The organism is Burkholderia sp. 9777_1386 (assembly GCF_015712265.1).
Taxonomy (GTDB): domain Bacteria; phylum Pseudomonadota; class Gammaproteobacteria; order Burkholderiales; family Burkholderiaceae; genus Burkholderia; species Burkholderia cenocepacia.
This window is the reverse complement of the sequence record NZ_JACCQB010000007.1, coordinates 67,679-83,025: the sequence shown is the minus strand read 5'-3', so window position 1 is coordinate 83,025 and position 15,347 is coordinate 67,679. Positions and strand designations below refer to the sequence as shown.

Here is a 15,347-nt window from a genome sequence, read left to right as displayed (position 1 = left end):
CACGCATGAAGATTCACGAGTACCAGGGTAAGGAAATCCTGCGGAAATTCGGAGTCGCGGTACCGCGCGGCAAGCCGGCGTTCTCGGTTGACGAGGCCGTCAAGGTGGCGGAAGAGCTCGGCGGCCCGGTATGGGTCGTGAAGGCTCAGATTCACGCGGGTGGCCGTGGCAAGGGCGGCGGCGTGAAGGTGGCGAAGTCGATCGAGCAGGTCCGCGAATACGCGAACCAGATCCTCGGCATGCAACTCGTCACGCACCAGACCGGTCCGGAAGGCCAGAAGGTCAACCGTCTGATGATCGAAGAAGGCGCCGACATCAAGCAGGAACTGTACGTCAGCCTCGTCGTCGATCGCGTGTCGCAAAAGATCGTTCTGATGGGTTCGAGCGAAGGCGGCATGGACATCGAAGAAGTCGCCGAAAAGCACCCGGAACTGATCCACAAGGTCATCGTCGAGCCGTCGACGGGCCTGCTGGATGCGCAGGCCGACGACCTCGCCGCGAAGATCGGCGTGCCGGCTGCTTCGATCCCGCAAGCGCGCGCGATCCTGCAAGGCCTGTACAAGGCATTCTGGGAAACCGACGCATCGCTGGCTGAAATCAACCCGCTGAACGTCTCCGGCGACGGCAAGGTCACCGCACTCGACGCGAAGTTCAACTTCGACTCGAACGCGCTGTTCCGCCACCCGGAAATCGTCGCGTACCGCGATCTGGACGAAGAAGATCCGGCTGAAATCGAAGCGTCGAAGTTCGACCTCGCGTACATCTCGCTCGACGGCAACATCGGCTGCCTCGTGAACGGCGCGGGCCTCGCGATGGCGACGATGGACACCATCAAGCTGTTCGGCGGCGAACCGGCGAACTTCCTGGACGTCGGCGGTGGCGCGACGACGGAGAAGGTCACGGAAGCGTTCAAGCTGATGCTGAAGAACCCGGGCCTGAAGGCGATCCTCGTGAACATCTTCGGCGGCATCATGCGCTGCGACGTGATCGCGGAAGGCGTGATCGCCGGTTCGAAGGCCGTGAACCTGAACGTGCCGCTCGTCGTGCGCATGAAGGGCACGAACGAGGACCTCGGCAAGAAGATGCTGGCCGATTCGGGCCTGCCGATCATCTCGGCGGACAGCATGGAAGAGGCTGCGCAGAAGGTCGTCGCGGCTGCCGCAGGCAAGTAACGCTATCGAATACGCATGGCGGCGCGGTTTGCACGCGACGCCCATCGAACAGAGGTCAAAATACATGTCGATTCTGATCAACAAGGACACGAAGGTCATCACGCAGGGCATTACCGGCAAAACCGGTCAGTTCCATACGCGCGCCTGCCGTGAATACGCAAACGGCCGCGAAGCATTCGTCGCGGGCGTGAACCCGAAGAAGGCCGGCGAAGACTTCGAAGGCATTCCGATCTACGCGAGCGTCAAGGAAGCGAAGGCGGAAACCGGCGCGACCGTGTCGGTCATCTACGTTCCGCCGGCAGGCGCGGCGGCTGCGATCTGGGAAGCGGTCGAAGCCGACCTGGATCTCGCGATCTGCATCACGGAAGGCATTCCCGTCCGTGACATGATCGAAGTGAAGGACCGCATGCGTCGCGAAGGCCGCAAGACGCTGCTGCTCGGGCCGAACTGCCCGGGCACGATCACGCCGGACGAGCTGAAGATCGGCATCATGCCGGGTCACATCCACCGCAAGGGCCGCATCGGCGTCGTGTCGCGTTCGGGCACGCTGACGTATGAAGCCGTTGCGCAGCTGACGGCACTGGGCCTCGGCCAGTCGTCGGCAGTCGGTATCGGCGGTGACCCGATCAACGGTCTGAAGCACATCGACGTGATGAAGATGTTCAACGACGATCCGGATACGGACGCGGTCGTGATGATCGGCGAAATCGGCGGTCCGGACGAAGCCAACGCGGCCGAGTGGATCAAGGACAACATGAAGAAGCCGGTCGTCGGCTTCATCGCGGGCGTCACGGCGCCTCCGGGCAAGCGCATGGGCCACGCCGGCGCGCTGATCTCGGGCGGTGCGGATACGGCCGAAGCGAAGCTGGAAATCATGGAAGCGTGCGGCATCACCGTCACGCGCAACCCGTCGGAAATGGGCCGTCTGCTGAAGAAGGCGCTGTAATCATTTCCCCCGGGCTCGTCCTGCAGAAAACGCCGGCTTTGCCGGCGTTTTTTGTTATGCTGCCGCAATGAATTCGTAAGCACCGGGCATGCGTCCTGCATGTGCCGGCGATGAACCGGGTCGCCCTCGGAGCGGCCGCTGTCCTTTCCTCACCGCCATGCTCGAATTCCTGACCTCGCTGCACTGGGGCGCGATTCTCCAGATCGTCATCATCGATATCCTGCTCGGCGGCGACAACGCGGTCGTGATCGCGCTGGCCTGCCGCAACCTGCCGGCGAACCAGCGGCTGCGCGGCGTCGTCTGGGGCACCGCCGGGGCGATCCTGTTGCGTGTCGCATTGATCACGTTCGCGGTCGCGCTGCTCGACGTGCCATTCCTGAAGTTCGGCGGCGGGCTGCTGCTGCTGTGGATCGGCATCAAGCTGATGGCGCCGGCCGCCGACGCACACGACAACATCAAGCCGGCCGACCGGCTGTGGGACGCCGTGAAGACGATCGTGATCGCCGATGCGGTCATGAGCCTCGACAACGTGATCGCGATCGCCGGCGCGGCCGAGCAGGCCGACCCGTCGCACCGGATCGCGCTCGTGATCTTCGGGCTCGTCGTCAGCGTGCCGATCATCGTGTGGGGCAGCACGCTGGTGCTGAAGCTGCTCGACCGTTTCCCGGTCGTCGTCGCGCTCGGCGCCGGGCTGCTCGGCTGGATCGCGGGCGGGCTGATCGTGAACGACCCGGTCGGCGATCGCTGGCCGGTGCTCGATACGCCGCCGGTGGTCTACGGCGCGAGCATCGCCGGCGCGCTGTTCGTCGTGGCGATCGGTTACGCACTCAGAAAACGCCGCAGCGCGCCGCACGCGCACTGACTAGGCCGTCCGGCCGACTGCCGGCTTCGCCGCCCGCTGGCTACGATCGAGACGCCTGCCTGTATCGGCAGGCGTTTTTCGTTTCCGGAGCCTGTTCATGTTCGAAGCCTTTTCCGTTTCCCTGTTCCGTCGCGTGGCCGCCGACCTGCGGCGCGCGAACCGGCCATCGCCGCGCTGGCGGCCGGCCGGCTTCACGCTGATCGAACTGATGATCGTGCTCGCGATCGTCGGCGTCGTCGCGGCCTATGCGATTCCCGCGTACCAGGATTACCTCGCGCGGTCGCGCGTCGGCGAGGGGCTGGCGCTCGCATCGTCGGCGCGGCTCGCGGTCGCCGACAACGCGGCCAGTGGCACGAGCCTCGATGGCGGCTACAGTCCGCCTGCCGCGACCCGCAACGTCGAGTCAGTGGCGATCGACGGCGCGACCGGTCAGATCACGGTCGCGTTCACCACCCGCGTCGCCGCCGCCGGCACGAATACGCTGGTGCTCGTGCCGTCCGCGCCCGACAAGGCCGATACGCCCACCGCGCGCGTGCCGCTCAAAAAGGGCACGATACAAGCCGGCACGATCGCGTGGGAATGCTTCGCCGCCGGCAAGGATGCGTCGTCGCTGCCGGCACCGGGAGCCGGGCCGTTGCCGAGTAACGCCGCGACGTTGCCCGCGAAATATGCGCCTGCGGAGTGCCGCGCATAGGTCCGGCGCGGAACGAGGGCGCCGGGGCATGCGGCCGCCGCTTCGGCCGGCGGGGCGCCGGCGCCGCGCCGGCTCGCGGAGCGACAGCCCCGCACAGAGCAGGGAAAGTTTTGTATAGTGCGCCGGTTGCTGACATCCGGTTCGCTCATGCCTTCTACTTTTTCCCGTTCGTTGTCGCTCGTTGCGCTGGCTGTCGCCCTGATCGTGCCGTACGCGATCACGAATCACACGTATCCGATCCCGACCTTCTATTCCGAGTTTTCCGCGCTGGTGCTGTATCTGCTGGTGGGCGTGTCCGTCGTGCTGCTCGCGCGCACCGGCCGTCCGGCCGAGCCGTTTGCCGCGCCGGCCGCGTTCGCGGTGCCGCTCGGCTTTGCGGTGGTGCTGCTCGCGCAGGTTGCGCTGATCCCGCTCAAGGTGCCGTCGATGAACTGGCTCGCGCTCGGGTATCTGGCCGCTGCGCTGGTCGCGATGCAGGCCGGCTATGCACTGGCGCGCGACGGGATGGCGGAAACGGTGTGGCCGATGATGGCCGGTGCGCTGCTCGTCGGCGGCGTGTTCGCGGTCGGTACCCAGATCGTGCAGCTGTTCCACCTCGAGTCGGCCGTCTCGCCGTTCGTCGTGGTGTACAACATCGCGGTCGACCGCCGTCCATACGGCAACATGGCGCAGGCGAACCATCTGGCCAGCTACATCGCCTTCGCGCTCGCGGGCGCGCTGTATCTGGTGCAGACGCGCCGGCTCGCGGTGTGGGCATGGCTTGCGCTGTCGCTCGTGCTGTCGGTCGGTCTCGCGCTCACCGTGTCGCGCGGGCCGTGGCTGCAGGTCGCGGTGATGGTCGTCGCGGGCTTCTGGATGGCGTGGGTCGAATCGCGCCGCACGCCGGGCAATGCACGCGCGTGGCTGATCCCGGTCGTGCTCGCGGCCGCCTTCATCGCGGTGAACGTCGCGGTGCGCTGGGCCAACGTGCACTATCACCTGAATCTCGCGGAGTCGGCCGCCGACCGGATGCGCGACGCCGGGCAGATCGCGCCGCGCCTCGCGCTGTGGAAGTACGGGCTCGCGATGTTCCGCGAGCATCCGCTGCTCGGGGTCGGCTGGGGTGAATTCCCGTCGCACCAGTTTGCGCTGGTGCGCACGCTCGGCGGCGTCGAGATCGCGAACAACTCGCACGACATCTTCATCGACCTGCTCGCGAAGTCCGGTCTCGTCGGGCTCGGTGTGCTCGCCGTCACGCTCGTCGCGTGGTTCGTGCGCGCGGTGCGTGCGCCGCAGTCGAGCATGCGCGTGTTCGGCTTCGCGCTGATCGGCATCCTGCTGATGCATGCGCTGGTCGAGTATCCGCAGCAGTACATGTTCTTCCTGCTGCCGGCGATGTTCGTGATCGGGCTGCTCGACGTGAAGCCGCTGCGCATCCTGCCGGGGCGGGCGGCCTTCGGGCTGTTCGCGGTGCTGTCGTTCGGCGGCGTGCTGGCGGCGGTGCCCGTGCTGCGCGACTACCAGCGCGCGGAAGTGCTCTATTACGGCAGCAGCCCGGCCGCGCAGTACCGCGATGCGCCGTCGCTGCTGTTCGGCGCGTGGGGCGATTACGGTGCGGCGACGCTGCTGCCGATTTCGCCGGACGATCTGCCGGCCAAGCTCGCCGCGCACGAGCGCGCGATCGCGCTGTTGCCCGGCGAGACGGTGCTGCGTCGCTACGCGGTGCTGCAGGCGCTGGCCGGCCGCGAAGCCGACGCGCTCGATACCGTCGCACGCCTGCATGTGTTCGCGAAGGAACTGAAGGACTGGCCGCAACAGCTGGCCGCGTTGTACAAGCTGTGCGACCAGGAGCCCGCGCTGAAGACGTTCAGGGCGGCCGTCGTCGCGAAATACGGGGAAGCGCCGGCCGACGAGGGCGACGACTCGGACGACGACGATTCGGATTGACGCCTGTCGTGCGCGCCGGAACGGGGAATTCCGGCGTCGATCGCGGCGGGCTTGAGGCGGCTGACGTCGGAGCCACACGACGTGGCCTGTCGCGCGGCAATCCGTCGGATCTCGATTACCTCGCGGATCGCGCGGATTCCGGCCGAACGAGCAGCGATTCGCGTCAACCATTGTCAAATTGACGCCGCTGACCTGGCGGCGCGTGCACAATGCGCGAAAGCGTTTGCGTGCCCGCAGGCGCCGGGCATCGCCGGTGCGAATACGGCAGATTTCCCGGCTATTCGGGCATTGCGCCGAGCAGGATCGCGGCCGAGCATCGCTCGGTCGTGCGGCCGTAACGGGGCGCCGGTCCGATGGCCGCGGCGCAGTGCGACACATGCGATGCGGCCGGGGAAGGCTGCCGGCCTGCGGTGCGTGTGCCCAGAACAGTGCTGAAGAACGATATTCGACCATGGCCATTCGCTCGACCTACCTGATCCTGCCTGCCGCCGCGATGCTGTTTTCCGGCTGCGCGATGTTGTCGTCATCGCAGGAAAGCAAGCTGACCTGCCACATTCCGCGGGCCGTCTATCCGGATACCGCGAAGCCGCTTACGCGTCCGGCGACGGTGCTCGTGCGCGCGCTGATGACGACGTCCGGCGAAGCGCAGAATGTCACCGTGACGACGAGCAGCCGCAATGCGGCGGCCGATCGCGCGGCCGTCGAAGCGATGACGCACGCGACCTGCGTGCAGACCGGCGCGAGCGCGAATCCTTTCTTGCTGACCCAACCGTTCGTGTTCGAGCCGCAGCGCCGGCAGTGACGCGGGGGCGGGCGCCGCGCCGTGGCGCGGTCCAGATTCAGTTCCGGGGTATCGGGTTCGTGCCGCGACAGTCCGGCGGGGCACGAATGGCGCGAACCCGTCGCGCGTCCGTCGATCAACGCGTCGTGACGGTGTTTTCCCGCGCTTGCCCGTCAGGGCCGGTTCACATGGGAACGGATAGCTGCCGGCACGGTGGCGCACCGGGGCACGCATACGGCAGCGGCGCAACGCATTTCACCGAATCGCTCCCCATCGGCGACGTGGTTTCCTGATGGTCTGTCGTCCGACCGGGAAATCACGACAACCATCGATTCTCCACGAGCTGCGCGCGAGTGCGTCGCGGCGGGCGCTCAACCCGCGACGTCTTCCGCCTTCCAGTCCCCCGACTTCCCACCGCGCTTCTCCCGCACGCTCACGTCGGTGATCACCATCCCGCGATCGACCGCCTTGCACATGTCGTAGACGGTCAGCAGCCCGACCTGGACGGCCGTCAGCGCTTCCATCTCGACGCCGGTCCGGCCGAACGTCTCGACCTGCACGACGCAGTGGACGCCCGGCAGCGCGTCGTCGAGTTCGAAGTCGACGGCCACGCGCGTCAGCGCGAGCGGATGGCACAGCGGAATGAGATCGGCCGTGCGTTTCGCGCCCTGGATCGCCGCGATGCGCGCGACGCCGAGCACGTCGCCTTTCTTCGCCTTGCCGTCGCGGATCAGCGCGAACGTGGCCGGCAGCATCCGGATCGTGCCGCGCGCGATCGCGATGCGTTGCGTTTCCTGCTTGCCGCCGACGTCGACCATGTGGGCGTGGCCGGCGGCGTCGAAATGGGTGAGTCCTGACATGTCTTCCTCTGGTGGAACGGAGTGCGCGTGCACGTGCGTCGATCCTGCTTCGCGATCGGCAGGCCACCGGATGCCATACCGGCGCGACGAACCGATCCAACCGCTCAACGGGCGCCTATCATAGCAGCGGCGTTCGCGTTGCCGGAGGCGCAGATGACGCACGCGCGGTACGGGACAGTCATCGCGGCGCCGGTACAATGACCCGAATATTCAGACCAAACGCCGCGATGCGCGCCGCTCGCGCGGGACGGCGTCGTTTTCATCCTGCCATGCGTGTCAAACAGTTGCTTGCCGTGTCGCTGTCGGCGGCGCTCGCGCTACCGCCGGGCGGCCATGCGCAGAGCGCCTCCGCGCCGCCGCTCGAGCCGGCGGCCGGCGGCGCGACGTCGATTTCCACCGTGCCGTCCGGCATCGCGACCGGCGTGTTCGGCACGTACGGCGGCGCGGAGAGCCGGTTCTCGGGCGCGGGCGGTGCGTCGGCGCCCGTCGCGAGCCTGCGCGCGCCGCTGCGGGCACTGGAGCTGCCCGATCTAGGCGACGGCTCCGGCGGTGCGCTGACGCCGCGGGCCGAGCGCCGGCTCGGCGAGCGCGTGATGCGCGAAGTGCGGCGCGATCCCGACTATCTCGACGACTGGCTCGTGCGCGACTACCTGAACGCGATGGCGGCGCGGCTCGCGGCCGCGGCGGCGGCGCGCTACATCGGCGGCTACGCGCCGGACTTCGACCTGTTCCCGGTGCGCGATCCGCAGATCAACGCGTTCTCGATGCCGGGCGGCTTCATCGGAATCAACAGCGGGCTGGTGGTCACGACGCAGACGGAGTCGGAGCTCGCGTCGGTGGTCGGCCACGAGATGGGCCACGTGCTGCAGCGGCACATCGCGCGGATGATCGGCGCGAGCGAGAAGACCGGCTATACGGCGCTTGCGACGATGCTGCTCGGCGTGCTGGCCGGCGTGCTCGCGCGCAGCGGCGATCTCGGCAGCGCGATCGCGATGGGCGGACAGGCGTACGCGGTCGACAACCAGCTGCGCTTCTCGCGGTCGGCCGAGCGCGAGGCCGATCGCGTCGGCTTCCAGTTGCTAGCGGGAGCGGGCTACGACCCGTACGGCATGCCCGGCTTCTTCGAGCGGCTGGACCGCGCGTCGATGGGCGATGCGGGCGTGCCGGCCTATGCGCGCACGCACCCGCTGACCGGCGAGCGGATCGCCGACATGGAAGATCGTGCACGTCGCGCGCCATACCGGCAGCCACGCCAGTCGGCCGAATACGGGTTCGTGCGTGCGCGGCTGCGCGTCCTGCAGAACCGGGCGCCGACCGACATCTCGGCCGAGGCGCGGCGGATGCAGCTGGAGATCGACGATCGCACGGCGCCGAACGTCGCGGCGAACTGGTACGGCATCGCGCTCGCGAACACGCTGCTCGGCCAGTACGATGCGGCGGACAAGGCGCTCGCGTCGGCGCGCAGCGCGTTCGATGCGCGCGAGCGGCGCGACGACGATCCGGCGACCAGCTCGCCGAGCCTCGACGTGCTGGCCGCGGACCTCGCCCGCCGCGCGGGCCGGACCGACGACGCGGTACGGCTGTCGGCGCTCGCGCAGCGGCGCTGGCCGGCGTCGCACGCGGCGATCGTCGCGCACCTGCAGGCGCTGATCGCCGCGCGCCGCTTCGCCGAAGCGCAGACGCTCGCACGGGCGCAGGCGAAGGCCGACCCCGAACAGCCGGACTGGTGGGATTACCTCGCGAAGTCGAGCGACGGCAAGGGCGACGTGCTCGCGCGGCGTCGCGCGCTGGCGGAGAAGCTGGCGCTCGACGGCGCGTGGCCGTCGGCGATCCGGCAACTGAAGGAAGCGCGCGACGCGAAGGATGTGTCGTTCTACGAGCAGTCGATCATCGGCGCACGGCTGCTGGAATTCGAGGCGCGCTACAAGGAAGAGCGCGACGACGAGAAGAACGGCCGCGGGTAGCGGCCGTCGCGCGGCGAACGCGGAAGGCGCCGCGGCGGGTCAGTTGCCGCTGTCGGCGGCATCGCGTGCGTGGCGCGCCGGGCTGGGAATGTAGCCGAACCGCGCAGGCACGTCGGCGCACGCGATGCTGCCAAGCGGCAGCGAGCGGCCGTCGCGCCAGCGCAGCACGGGTGGCTCCGCGTCGAAATCCGCGTGGTCGGCGAACAGCCCGAGATCGTGATCGTGCAGTGCCGCGATGCGCGGCGGTGTGCCGGCATCGCGAAACAGCACGCCGCCGCCGTCATCGAGCCACGCTGCGTCCGGTTCGAACGGGGCGCCCGTCTGGTCGGTGAGCGCGAGCTGCCCGTCGCGTTCGGCGAGCCGCACGACCCACGGCGTATAGGCGAGTTCGACGTACACGCGCTGCGGCCCGTTCTGGAAGAACCACTGGCCCTGCGCGTCGCATTCGTAGTTGCGGCCGATGAACGCGTTCAGCGCCGCATGCCGGATCGGCGAGCCGAGCTCGCCGGCCGCCTGCGCCGCGTCGTCGCGCAGCCGCCATGCGCCGCGCCGGTCGAGCAGCAGCCAGCCGGTGCAATGCGGCACGTTCGGCCATTTGGCGAGTGCCTGCCTGACGATGTCATCCATGGTCGACGAATTTCGAGCAATAGCCGAACACCCGCGCCGACAGCCAGTCGAGGCGGCCGGGGAACGGCCCGGTCATGAAACCCGCATGGCCGCCGTGCGCGGGCTGGTCGAGCTCGACGGCGGGCGACACGTCGGCCGGGCCCGGCAGCGCCGATTCCGGCAGGAACGGGTCGTTGCGGGCGTTGAGGATCAGCGTCGGCACGTCGATCGCGGGCAGCAGCGGCCGCGTGGTCGCCTGCGTCCAGTAGTCGTCGGCGTTCGCGAAACCGTGCAGCGGCGCGGTCACGACCTCGTCGAAGTCGCGCATCGTCACGGCCTGCAGCATCGCGTCGCGGTCGAACAGCCCCGGATACTGGTCGAGCTTCGCGAGCGCCTTGCGCTTGAGCGTCTTCAGGAAGCTGCGTGTGTAGACCATCGCGAACCCCTGCGACAGCGCGCGGCCGCCCGCATGCACGTCGATCGGCGTCGAGATCGCGGCGGCGGCGCGCACGATCGACGTGTCGCTGCGATGCTCGCCGAGCCAGCGCAGCAGCACGTTGCCGCCGAGCGATACGCCGGCCGCGACCAGCGGCCCGCGATGCTGCGCGGCGAGCCGGCGCAGGATCCAGTCGACCTCGGCGCTGTCGGCGAGATGGTAGAAGCGCGGCTGGCGGTTGATCTCGCCGCTGCAACTGCGGAAGTGCGGCACCACGGCGTGCCAGCCGTTCGCGCGCGCGGTGGCCATCATCGCGAGCGCGTAGTGCGACGCGGAGCTGCCTTCGAGACCGTGGAACAGCACGAACAGCGGCGCGTCGGGCGCCGGCGCCGCGCTGTCGAGGTGCGCGACCCAGTCGAGGTCGATGAAGTCGTGGTCGGGGGTTTCCCATCGCTCTCGCCGGTAAGCGACAACCGGACGCCGCGCGAACAGCGCGGGCACGATGGTTTGCACATGGCTGTTGGGCAGCCAGCGCGGTGCGCGATAGCGCAGTGTGTCGTCGTCGGGGGCCGGGGCCCCGGTCAGCGGCGAGGTGGGCGGAGAAGCCGTACTCATGATCGCCCCGCTAATGCGTTGCTTCGTTCTTCGTCAGTGCAGCGGACCCTGCCCGTGACGGATCTTCGCGGCGAATTGTCCGGCCGCCTGTTCAGGAATCGGGCTCGCGTGGATGTGCGCGATGCGCCATTCGCCGCGTTCGTGGATCATCACGTACGTCGCGAAAACCATGTCGGGTTCGGCCGTCAGGTCGGCCTGCTGATGCGCTTCGGCGATCGTATAGACGACCGTGCCGAGGCTGTCGTACACGCGGATGTCGAGCGGCTCGATCGTGACCGGGCGCGTCGCGAGCCGGTTGGCGAGCCCGCCGCGGATCTGGTCGAGGCCGTGCAGATGCTCGCCGTCCGCCCACACGCAGCTGGCGAAATCCTCGTCGATCCACAACGCCAGCAGCGCGTCGAGATTGGCATCCGCGACGGCCTGGTAGTAGGCGTTCAGCGTATCGGCAGCGGCTTCGAAGAGGCGGGCAAAACGTGGCATCGGGGTTGTCTCTCGCGCGCGTCGCGCGCCGTATTCAGCACGGCGGCCCGGATCGAGCCGCCGCACACCGGTGAATCGGATTGCCCGGCGCGCCGTGCGACGCTGCCGGTCAGGGTCAGCGCTGCCCGACGAGCATGCCGCGCAAATCGCCGAATACCTGCTCCGGACCGAGTTCGCGCAGGCACTTCAGGTGGCCGAGCGGGCACTCGCGTTCGAAGCAGGGACTGCATTCGAGATGCAACCATTGTACCTTCGCCAGCTCCGACAGCGGAGGGGTGTGGCGCGGATCGGTCGATCCGTACAACGCGACGAGCGGCCGGCGCAGCGCGGCCGCGACGTGCATCAGCCCGGAATCGTTGGTGACGACCGCGTTCGCGCGCGCGATCAGCGCGCACGCCTCGGACAACGACGTCTGCCCGCACAGGTTGCGCACGTTCGGCGCGTGGTCGGCGATCGCCTGCGCGGCCGCGGCATCCTTCTGCGAGCCGAGCGCGACGATCTGCGTATACGGGAACGACTGGTGCACGATGGTCGCGAGCGACGCGAAGTGCTCGGGCGGCCAGCGCTTGGCCGGGCCGTATTCGGCGCCGGGGCAGAACACGACGAGCGGCTTGCGTGTATCGAGATTGAAACGTGCGGACACCCGCGCCGTTTCGTTCAGGTCGGCGTCCAGGCGCGGGGCGGGCAGCGTCTTCATCGACTCGGGCAGCTTCGCGCCCGGCGCGTACGCGAGCGCCGCGTAGTGGGTCGTCATCGGCGGCCGCTCGCCCGACTTGTCGGGGTTCGCGTGGCGCACGTTGAGCAAGCCGTAGCGGTGCTCGCCCGTATAGCCGATCCGCAGCGGGATGTTCGCGAGCCACGGAATCACGGCGGACTTCAGCGAATTCGGCAGCACGTACGCCGCGTCGTACCCGACGTCGCGCAGGTCGCTCGCGAGCTGCCAGCGGCGCAGCAGCTGCAGCTTGCCGTGCGCGAGATCGGTCGCGTGGACATCGTGGATCTCGGGCATCCGCTCGAGCACGGGCGCGACCCACGAGGGTGCGACGGCATCGATCGCGATGCGGGGATGGAGTTTCTTCAGCAGCGCAAAAAGCGGCTGCGCCATCAATGCGTCACCGATCCAGTTCGGTGCGATAACCAGCGCTCGACGCATCAGGTCGACTTCCGATGTCGTAATGAAGCACGGCGCTCGGGCGCCGCGTTCGGGTTGCCAGAATGGGGAACGGCGGCGCGCCGGACTTCCGGCTGCGCCGCCTTGCGGGTCGGTGGGCCTTCAGGCCCGGCCGCCGGGCTCAGTGGCCCTTGACGACCTCGCCGTCGCGCAGCTTGTAGCGCGTGCCGCAGTACGGGCAGCGCGCCTCGCCGTGCGACACGTCGATGAAGACGCGCGGGTGCGCGTTCCAGCGGGTCATGGCCGGGTTCGGGCAGTAGGCGGGAAGATCCTTGGCCGTCAGCTCGACCAGCGGCATTTCCTTGATTTCACTCATGAGACTTTCTCTTATCACTCTTGTGTGGGGCGGTCGGTCGCGCGGCGCGCTCAGACCTTCGTCAGCCAGTGCGCGTACTTCGCGTTCTTGCCCGACACGATATCGAAAAACGCCGACTGGAGCTTTTCCGTGATCGGGCCGCGCGCGCCGCTGCCGATCGTGCGGTTGTCGAGCTCGCGGATCGGCGTGACTTCGGCGGCAGTGCCGGTGAAGAACGCTTCGTCGGCCGTGTAGACCTCGTCGCGCGTGATGCGCTTCTCGATCACCTCGATGCCGGCGTCCTTCGCGAGCGTGATGACCGTGTCGCGCGTGATGCCGTCGAGGCACGACGACAGGTCGGGCGTGTACAGCTTGCCGTTGTTCACGAGGAAGAAGTTTTCGCCCGAGCCTTCCGACACGTAGCCGTCGACGTCGAGCAGCAGCGCTTCGTCGTAGCCGTCGGCCGTCGCTTCCTGGTTCGCCAGGATCGAGTTCACGTACCAGCCCGACGCCTTCGCGCGCACCATCGACACGTTCACGTGGTGGCGCGTGAACGACGACGTCTTCACGCGGATGCCCTTCGCGAGACCGTCTTCGCCGAGGTACGCGCCCCACGGCCATGCGGCGATCGCGACGTGGATCGTGTTGCCCTTCGCCGCCACGCCGAGCTTTTCCGAGCCGACCCAGATGATCGGGCGCAGGTAGCACGACTCGAGCCGGTTCTCGCGCACGACCGCGAGTTGCGCGGCTTCGAGCGTTTCGCGGTCGAACGGCACGTCCATCTGGAAGATCTTCGCCGAATTCAGCAGACGTTTGGTGTGCTCGGGCAGGCGAAAGATCGCGGTGCTGCCGTCGGCCGCCTTGTACGCGCGCACGCCCTCGAAGACGCCCATGCCGTAGTGCAGCGTGTGGGTCAGGACGTGGATCTTGGCGTCGCGCCAGTCGATCAGCTTGCCGTCCATCCAGATCTTGCCGTCGCGGTCGGCCATTGACATAGGATTCTCCTGGAAGCGGTGAGGTGCTGCGGGTTGTATGCAGCGTTGAGCCGGAAAGACGCGTATTTTAGCGTCATTTGGCGACGATCCGGTCGGACGGCGCGGGGCCGGCGCTATAATCGTCCGGTACCGATTCCAATAACGAAGGGTCGCACCGGCAGGAGGCGCCGGCGTCCCGACGAACCGCCCGCTGCGGCCCGCTTTCCCATGCTCGCTCGATTGTCCGCCACCGACCGCTTCGCGCTGATCCAGGGCGCGCGCGACTATTCCCCGACACTGATGGCGATCCTGTCCTGGGGGCTCGTCACCGGCATCGCGATGAGCAAGTCCGTGATGACGCTCGGGCAGGCGAGCGCGATGTCGCTGTTCGTCTACGCGGGCTCGTCGCAGCTCGCGGTGCTGCCGCTCCTCGCGGCGAAGCTGCCGATCTGGACCGTGCTGCTCACGGCCGCGATGGTCAACATGCGCTTCGTGATCTTCAGCGCCGGGCTGGCGCCGCATTTTTCCTACCTGCCGCTGTGGCGGCGTCTCGCGATCGGCTATTTCAACGGCGACGTGATCTACCTGCTGTTCCAGAAACAGGGCTTCGCGTACGGCCGCGTGCCGGGCAAGGAAGCCTATTTCTGGGGGATGGCGCTCGCGAGCTGGGCGTCGTGGCAGGTGTCGTCGCTCGCCGGCATCCTGCTCGCGAGCTTCTTTCCCGCGAGCTGGGGGCTGGAGCTGGCCGGCACGCTCGCGCTGATCCCGATCATGGTGTCGGCGGTCGCGAACCGCTCGACGCTCGCGGCCGTCGCGGTCGCCGGGATCGTGTCGCTCGTCGCGTTCGACCTGCCGTACCGGCTTGCGCTGCCGCTCGCGGTGCTCGCCGCGCTCGCGGCCGGCTGCACGGCCGACTTCTTCGTCGAGCGGGCCGACTGGCGGCGCATCCGTACCGAAACCGTGCACGAAAAGGAGATCGAATGAGCGCGACCGAGATCTGGATCGTCATCGTCGGGATGACGATCGTCACGGCGGTCACGCGCGCGCTGTTCCTGATCGGCGGCGAGCGCACCGTGCTGCCCGAACGCGCGCAGCGCGCGCTGCGCTACGCGCCGGCCGCCGCGCTGGTCGCCGTCGTGCTGCCCGACGTGCTCGAAACGCCGGCCGGCCTGTCGTTCGCGCTGTCCAACCATCCGTTCTACGCGGCGCTCGCCGGCCTCGGCTGGTTTTTGTGGCGGCGCAGCATGCTCGGTACGATCGTCGTCGGAATGCTCGTCTTCACCGCGTTGCGCCTGATCTTCTGATGGGCCGCCGTTCCGGCTCGCCCGGCGCCGCCCGGTTGCGTCGGCGAATTGCTGCGTTGCGGCAATATGTCGGTTCCGGCCCGCGATCCCAAATAGGCGGAATTCGCCGCCGCACGGGTCAGTCTGCCGGGTGGATCGGCTAGAATGCCCGTTCGAGATTTTTTACCCGTGCGCGTCATGCGAACCGCCAGCCACGGCCGCATCCGGCGCCCTTTCGCGGCAGCCCGCGCACGTCCAGCGTGAACCCCCTTTCCCCATCCA

At 68.2% G+C, this 15,347-nt stretch carries 16 protein-coding genes; 9 read left to right on the top strand and 7 right to left on the bottom strand.

The annotated features are described in order from the left end of the window. Window positions 1-5: 5 nt before the first annotated feature. The 6 genes from sucC (at window position 6) to H0X91_RS08290 (ending at window position 6,402) form a co-directional block, all read left to right on the top strand. Entirely contained in the window at window positions 6-1,172 is a 1,167-nt protein-coding gene (sucC, locus tag H0X91_RS08315; RefSeq protein ID WP_006491644.1) for an ADP-forming succinate--CoA ligase subunit beta, read from the top strand. Window positions 1,173-1,236: 64 nt separating this feature from the next. Further along, the gene (sucD, locus tag H0X91_RS08310; protein ID WP_006477916.1) at window positions 1,237-2,118 is read left to right on the top strand and encodes a succinate--CoA ligase subunit alpha; all 882 of its coding nucleotides are present in this window, start codon (window positions 1,237-1,239) and stop codon (window positions 2,116-2,118) included. Between the two features lie 157 nt (window positions 2,119-2,275). Then, a complete protein-coding gene (locus H0X91_RS08305; RefSeq protein ID WP_006497345.1) occupies window positions 2,276-2,980 on the top strand; it encodes a TerC family protein in 705 nt (234 codons plus the stop codon). Between the two features lie 97 nt (window positions 2,981-3,077). After that, complete coding sequence (locus H0X91_RS08300) at window positions 3,078-3,674, top strand: pilin (protein WP_109341621.1); 597 nt, start codon at window positions 3,078-3,080, stop codon at window positions 3,672-3,674. A gap of 147 nt (window positions 3,675-3,821) precedes the next feature. Further along, window positions 3,822-5,600, top strand: a complete 1,779-nt coding sequence (locus tag H0X91_RS08295; RefSeq protein WP_034201903.1) for a PglL family O-oligosaccharyltransferase — start codon at window positions 3,822-3,824, stop codon at window positions 5,598-5,600. A 451-nt stretch (window positions 5,601-6,051) separates the two neighbouring features. Continuing rightward, a complete protein-coding gene (locus H0X91_RS08290) occupies window positions 6,052-6,402 on the top strand; it encodes a TonB family protein (protein WP_196432945.1) in 351 nt (116 codons plus the stop codon). 350 nt (window positions 6,403-6,752) lie between these two features. On the opposite strand, the gene moaC is transcribed toward H0X91_RS08290, so the two are convergent. After that, the gene (moaC, locus tag H0X91_RS08285) at window positions 6,753-7,241 is read right to left on the bottom strand and encodes a cyclic pyranopterin monophosphate synthase MoaC (protein WP_006482362.1); all 489 of its coding nucleotides are present in this window, start codon (window positions 7,239-7,241) and stop codon (window positions 6,753-6,755) included. A 269-nt stretch (window positions 7,242-7,510) separates the two neighbouring features. Here moaC and H0X91_RS08280 point away from each other — a divergent pair, with 269 nt between their 5' ends. Beyond that, complete coding sequence (locus H0X91_RS08280) at window positions 7,511-9,205, top strand: M48 family metalloprotease (RefSeq protein WP_060210828.1); 1,695 nt, start codon at window positions 7,511-7,513, stop codon at window positions 9,203-9,205. Between the two features lie 39 nt (window positions 9,206-9,244). Here H0X91_RS08280 and H0X91_RS08275 read toward each other — a convergent pair whose 3' ends face one another. The 6 genes from H0X91_RS08275 to H0X91_RS08250 all read right to left on the bottom strand — a co-directional run bounded on the left by H0X91_RS08275 (window position 9,245) and on the right by H0X91_RS08250 (window position 13,803). Next, window positions 9,245-9,832, bottom strand: a complete 588-nt coding sequence (locus H0X91_RS08275; RefSeq protein WP_062884344.1) for a DUF2946 family protein — start codon at window positions 9,830-9,832, stop codon at window positions 9,245-9,247. Continuing rightward, the gene (locus tag H0X91_RS08270) at window positions 9,825-10,862 is read right to left on the bottom strand and encodes a hydrolase (RefSeq protein WP_006482501.1); all 1,038 of its coding nucleotides are present in this window, start codon (window positions 10,860-10,862) and stop codon (window positions 9,825-9,827) included. Before H0X91_RS08270 ends, H0X91_RS08275 begins: the two co-directional genes overlap by 8 nt. Window positions 10,863-10,895: 33 nt before the next feature. Beyond that, on the bottom strand, window positions 10,896-11,342 hold the full coding sequence (locus H0X91_RS08265; RefSeq protein WP_006477934.1) for a nuclear transport factor 2 family protein: 447 nt from the start codon (window positions 11,340-11,342) through the stop codon (window positions 10,896-10,898). A gap of 115 nt (window positions 11,343-11,457) precedes the next feature. Continuing rightward, window positions 11,458-12,495 (bottom strand): lipopolysaccharide heptosyltransferase II, encoded by a 1,038-nt coding sequence (gene waaF / locus H0X91_RS08260; RefSeq protein ID WP_006482498.1) that lies wholly within the window; start codon window positions 12,493-12,495, stop codon window positions 11,458-11,460. Window positions 12,496-12,634: 139 nt separating this feature from the next. After that, the gene (locus H0X91_RS08255; protein ID WP_006482499.1) at window positions 12,635-12,829 is read right to left on the bottom strand and encodes a zinc-finger domain-containing protein; all 195 of its coding nucleotides are present in this window, start codon (window positions 12,827-12,829) and stop codon (window positions 12,635-12,637) included. A gap of 50 nt (window positions 12,830-12,879) precedes the next feature. Next, complete coding sequence (locus tag H0X91_RS08250) at window positions 12,880-13,803, bottom strand: branched-chain amino acid transaminase (protein ID WP_006481735.1); 924 nt, start codon at window positions 13,801-13,803, stop codon at window positions 12,880-12,882. Window positions 13,804-14,010: 207 nt separating this feature from the next. On the opposite strand from H0X91_RS08250, the gene H0X91_RS08245 reads away from it, so the two are divergent. Together H0X91_RS08245 and H0X91_RS08240 are read left to right on the top strand one after the other, a co-directional pair. After that, window positions 14,011-14,766 carry an AzlC family ABC transporter permease gene (locus H0X91_RS08245; RefSeq protein WP_006481734.1) on the top strand — a complete coding sequence of 252 codons (756 nt, stop codon included), beginning with the start codon at window positions 14,011-14,013 and terminating at the stop codon, window positions 14,764-14,766. Further along, entirely contained in the window at window positions 14,763-15,086 is a 324-nt protein-coding gene (locus tag H0X91_RS08240; protein ID WP_006477942.1) for an AzlD domain-containing protein, read from the top strand. Before H0X91_RS08245 ends, H0X91_RS08240 begins: the two co-directional genes overlap by 4 nt. Window positions 15,087-15,347: the final 261 nt, after the last annotated feature.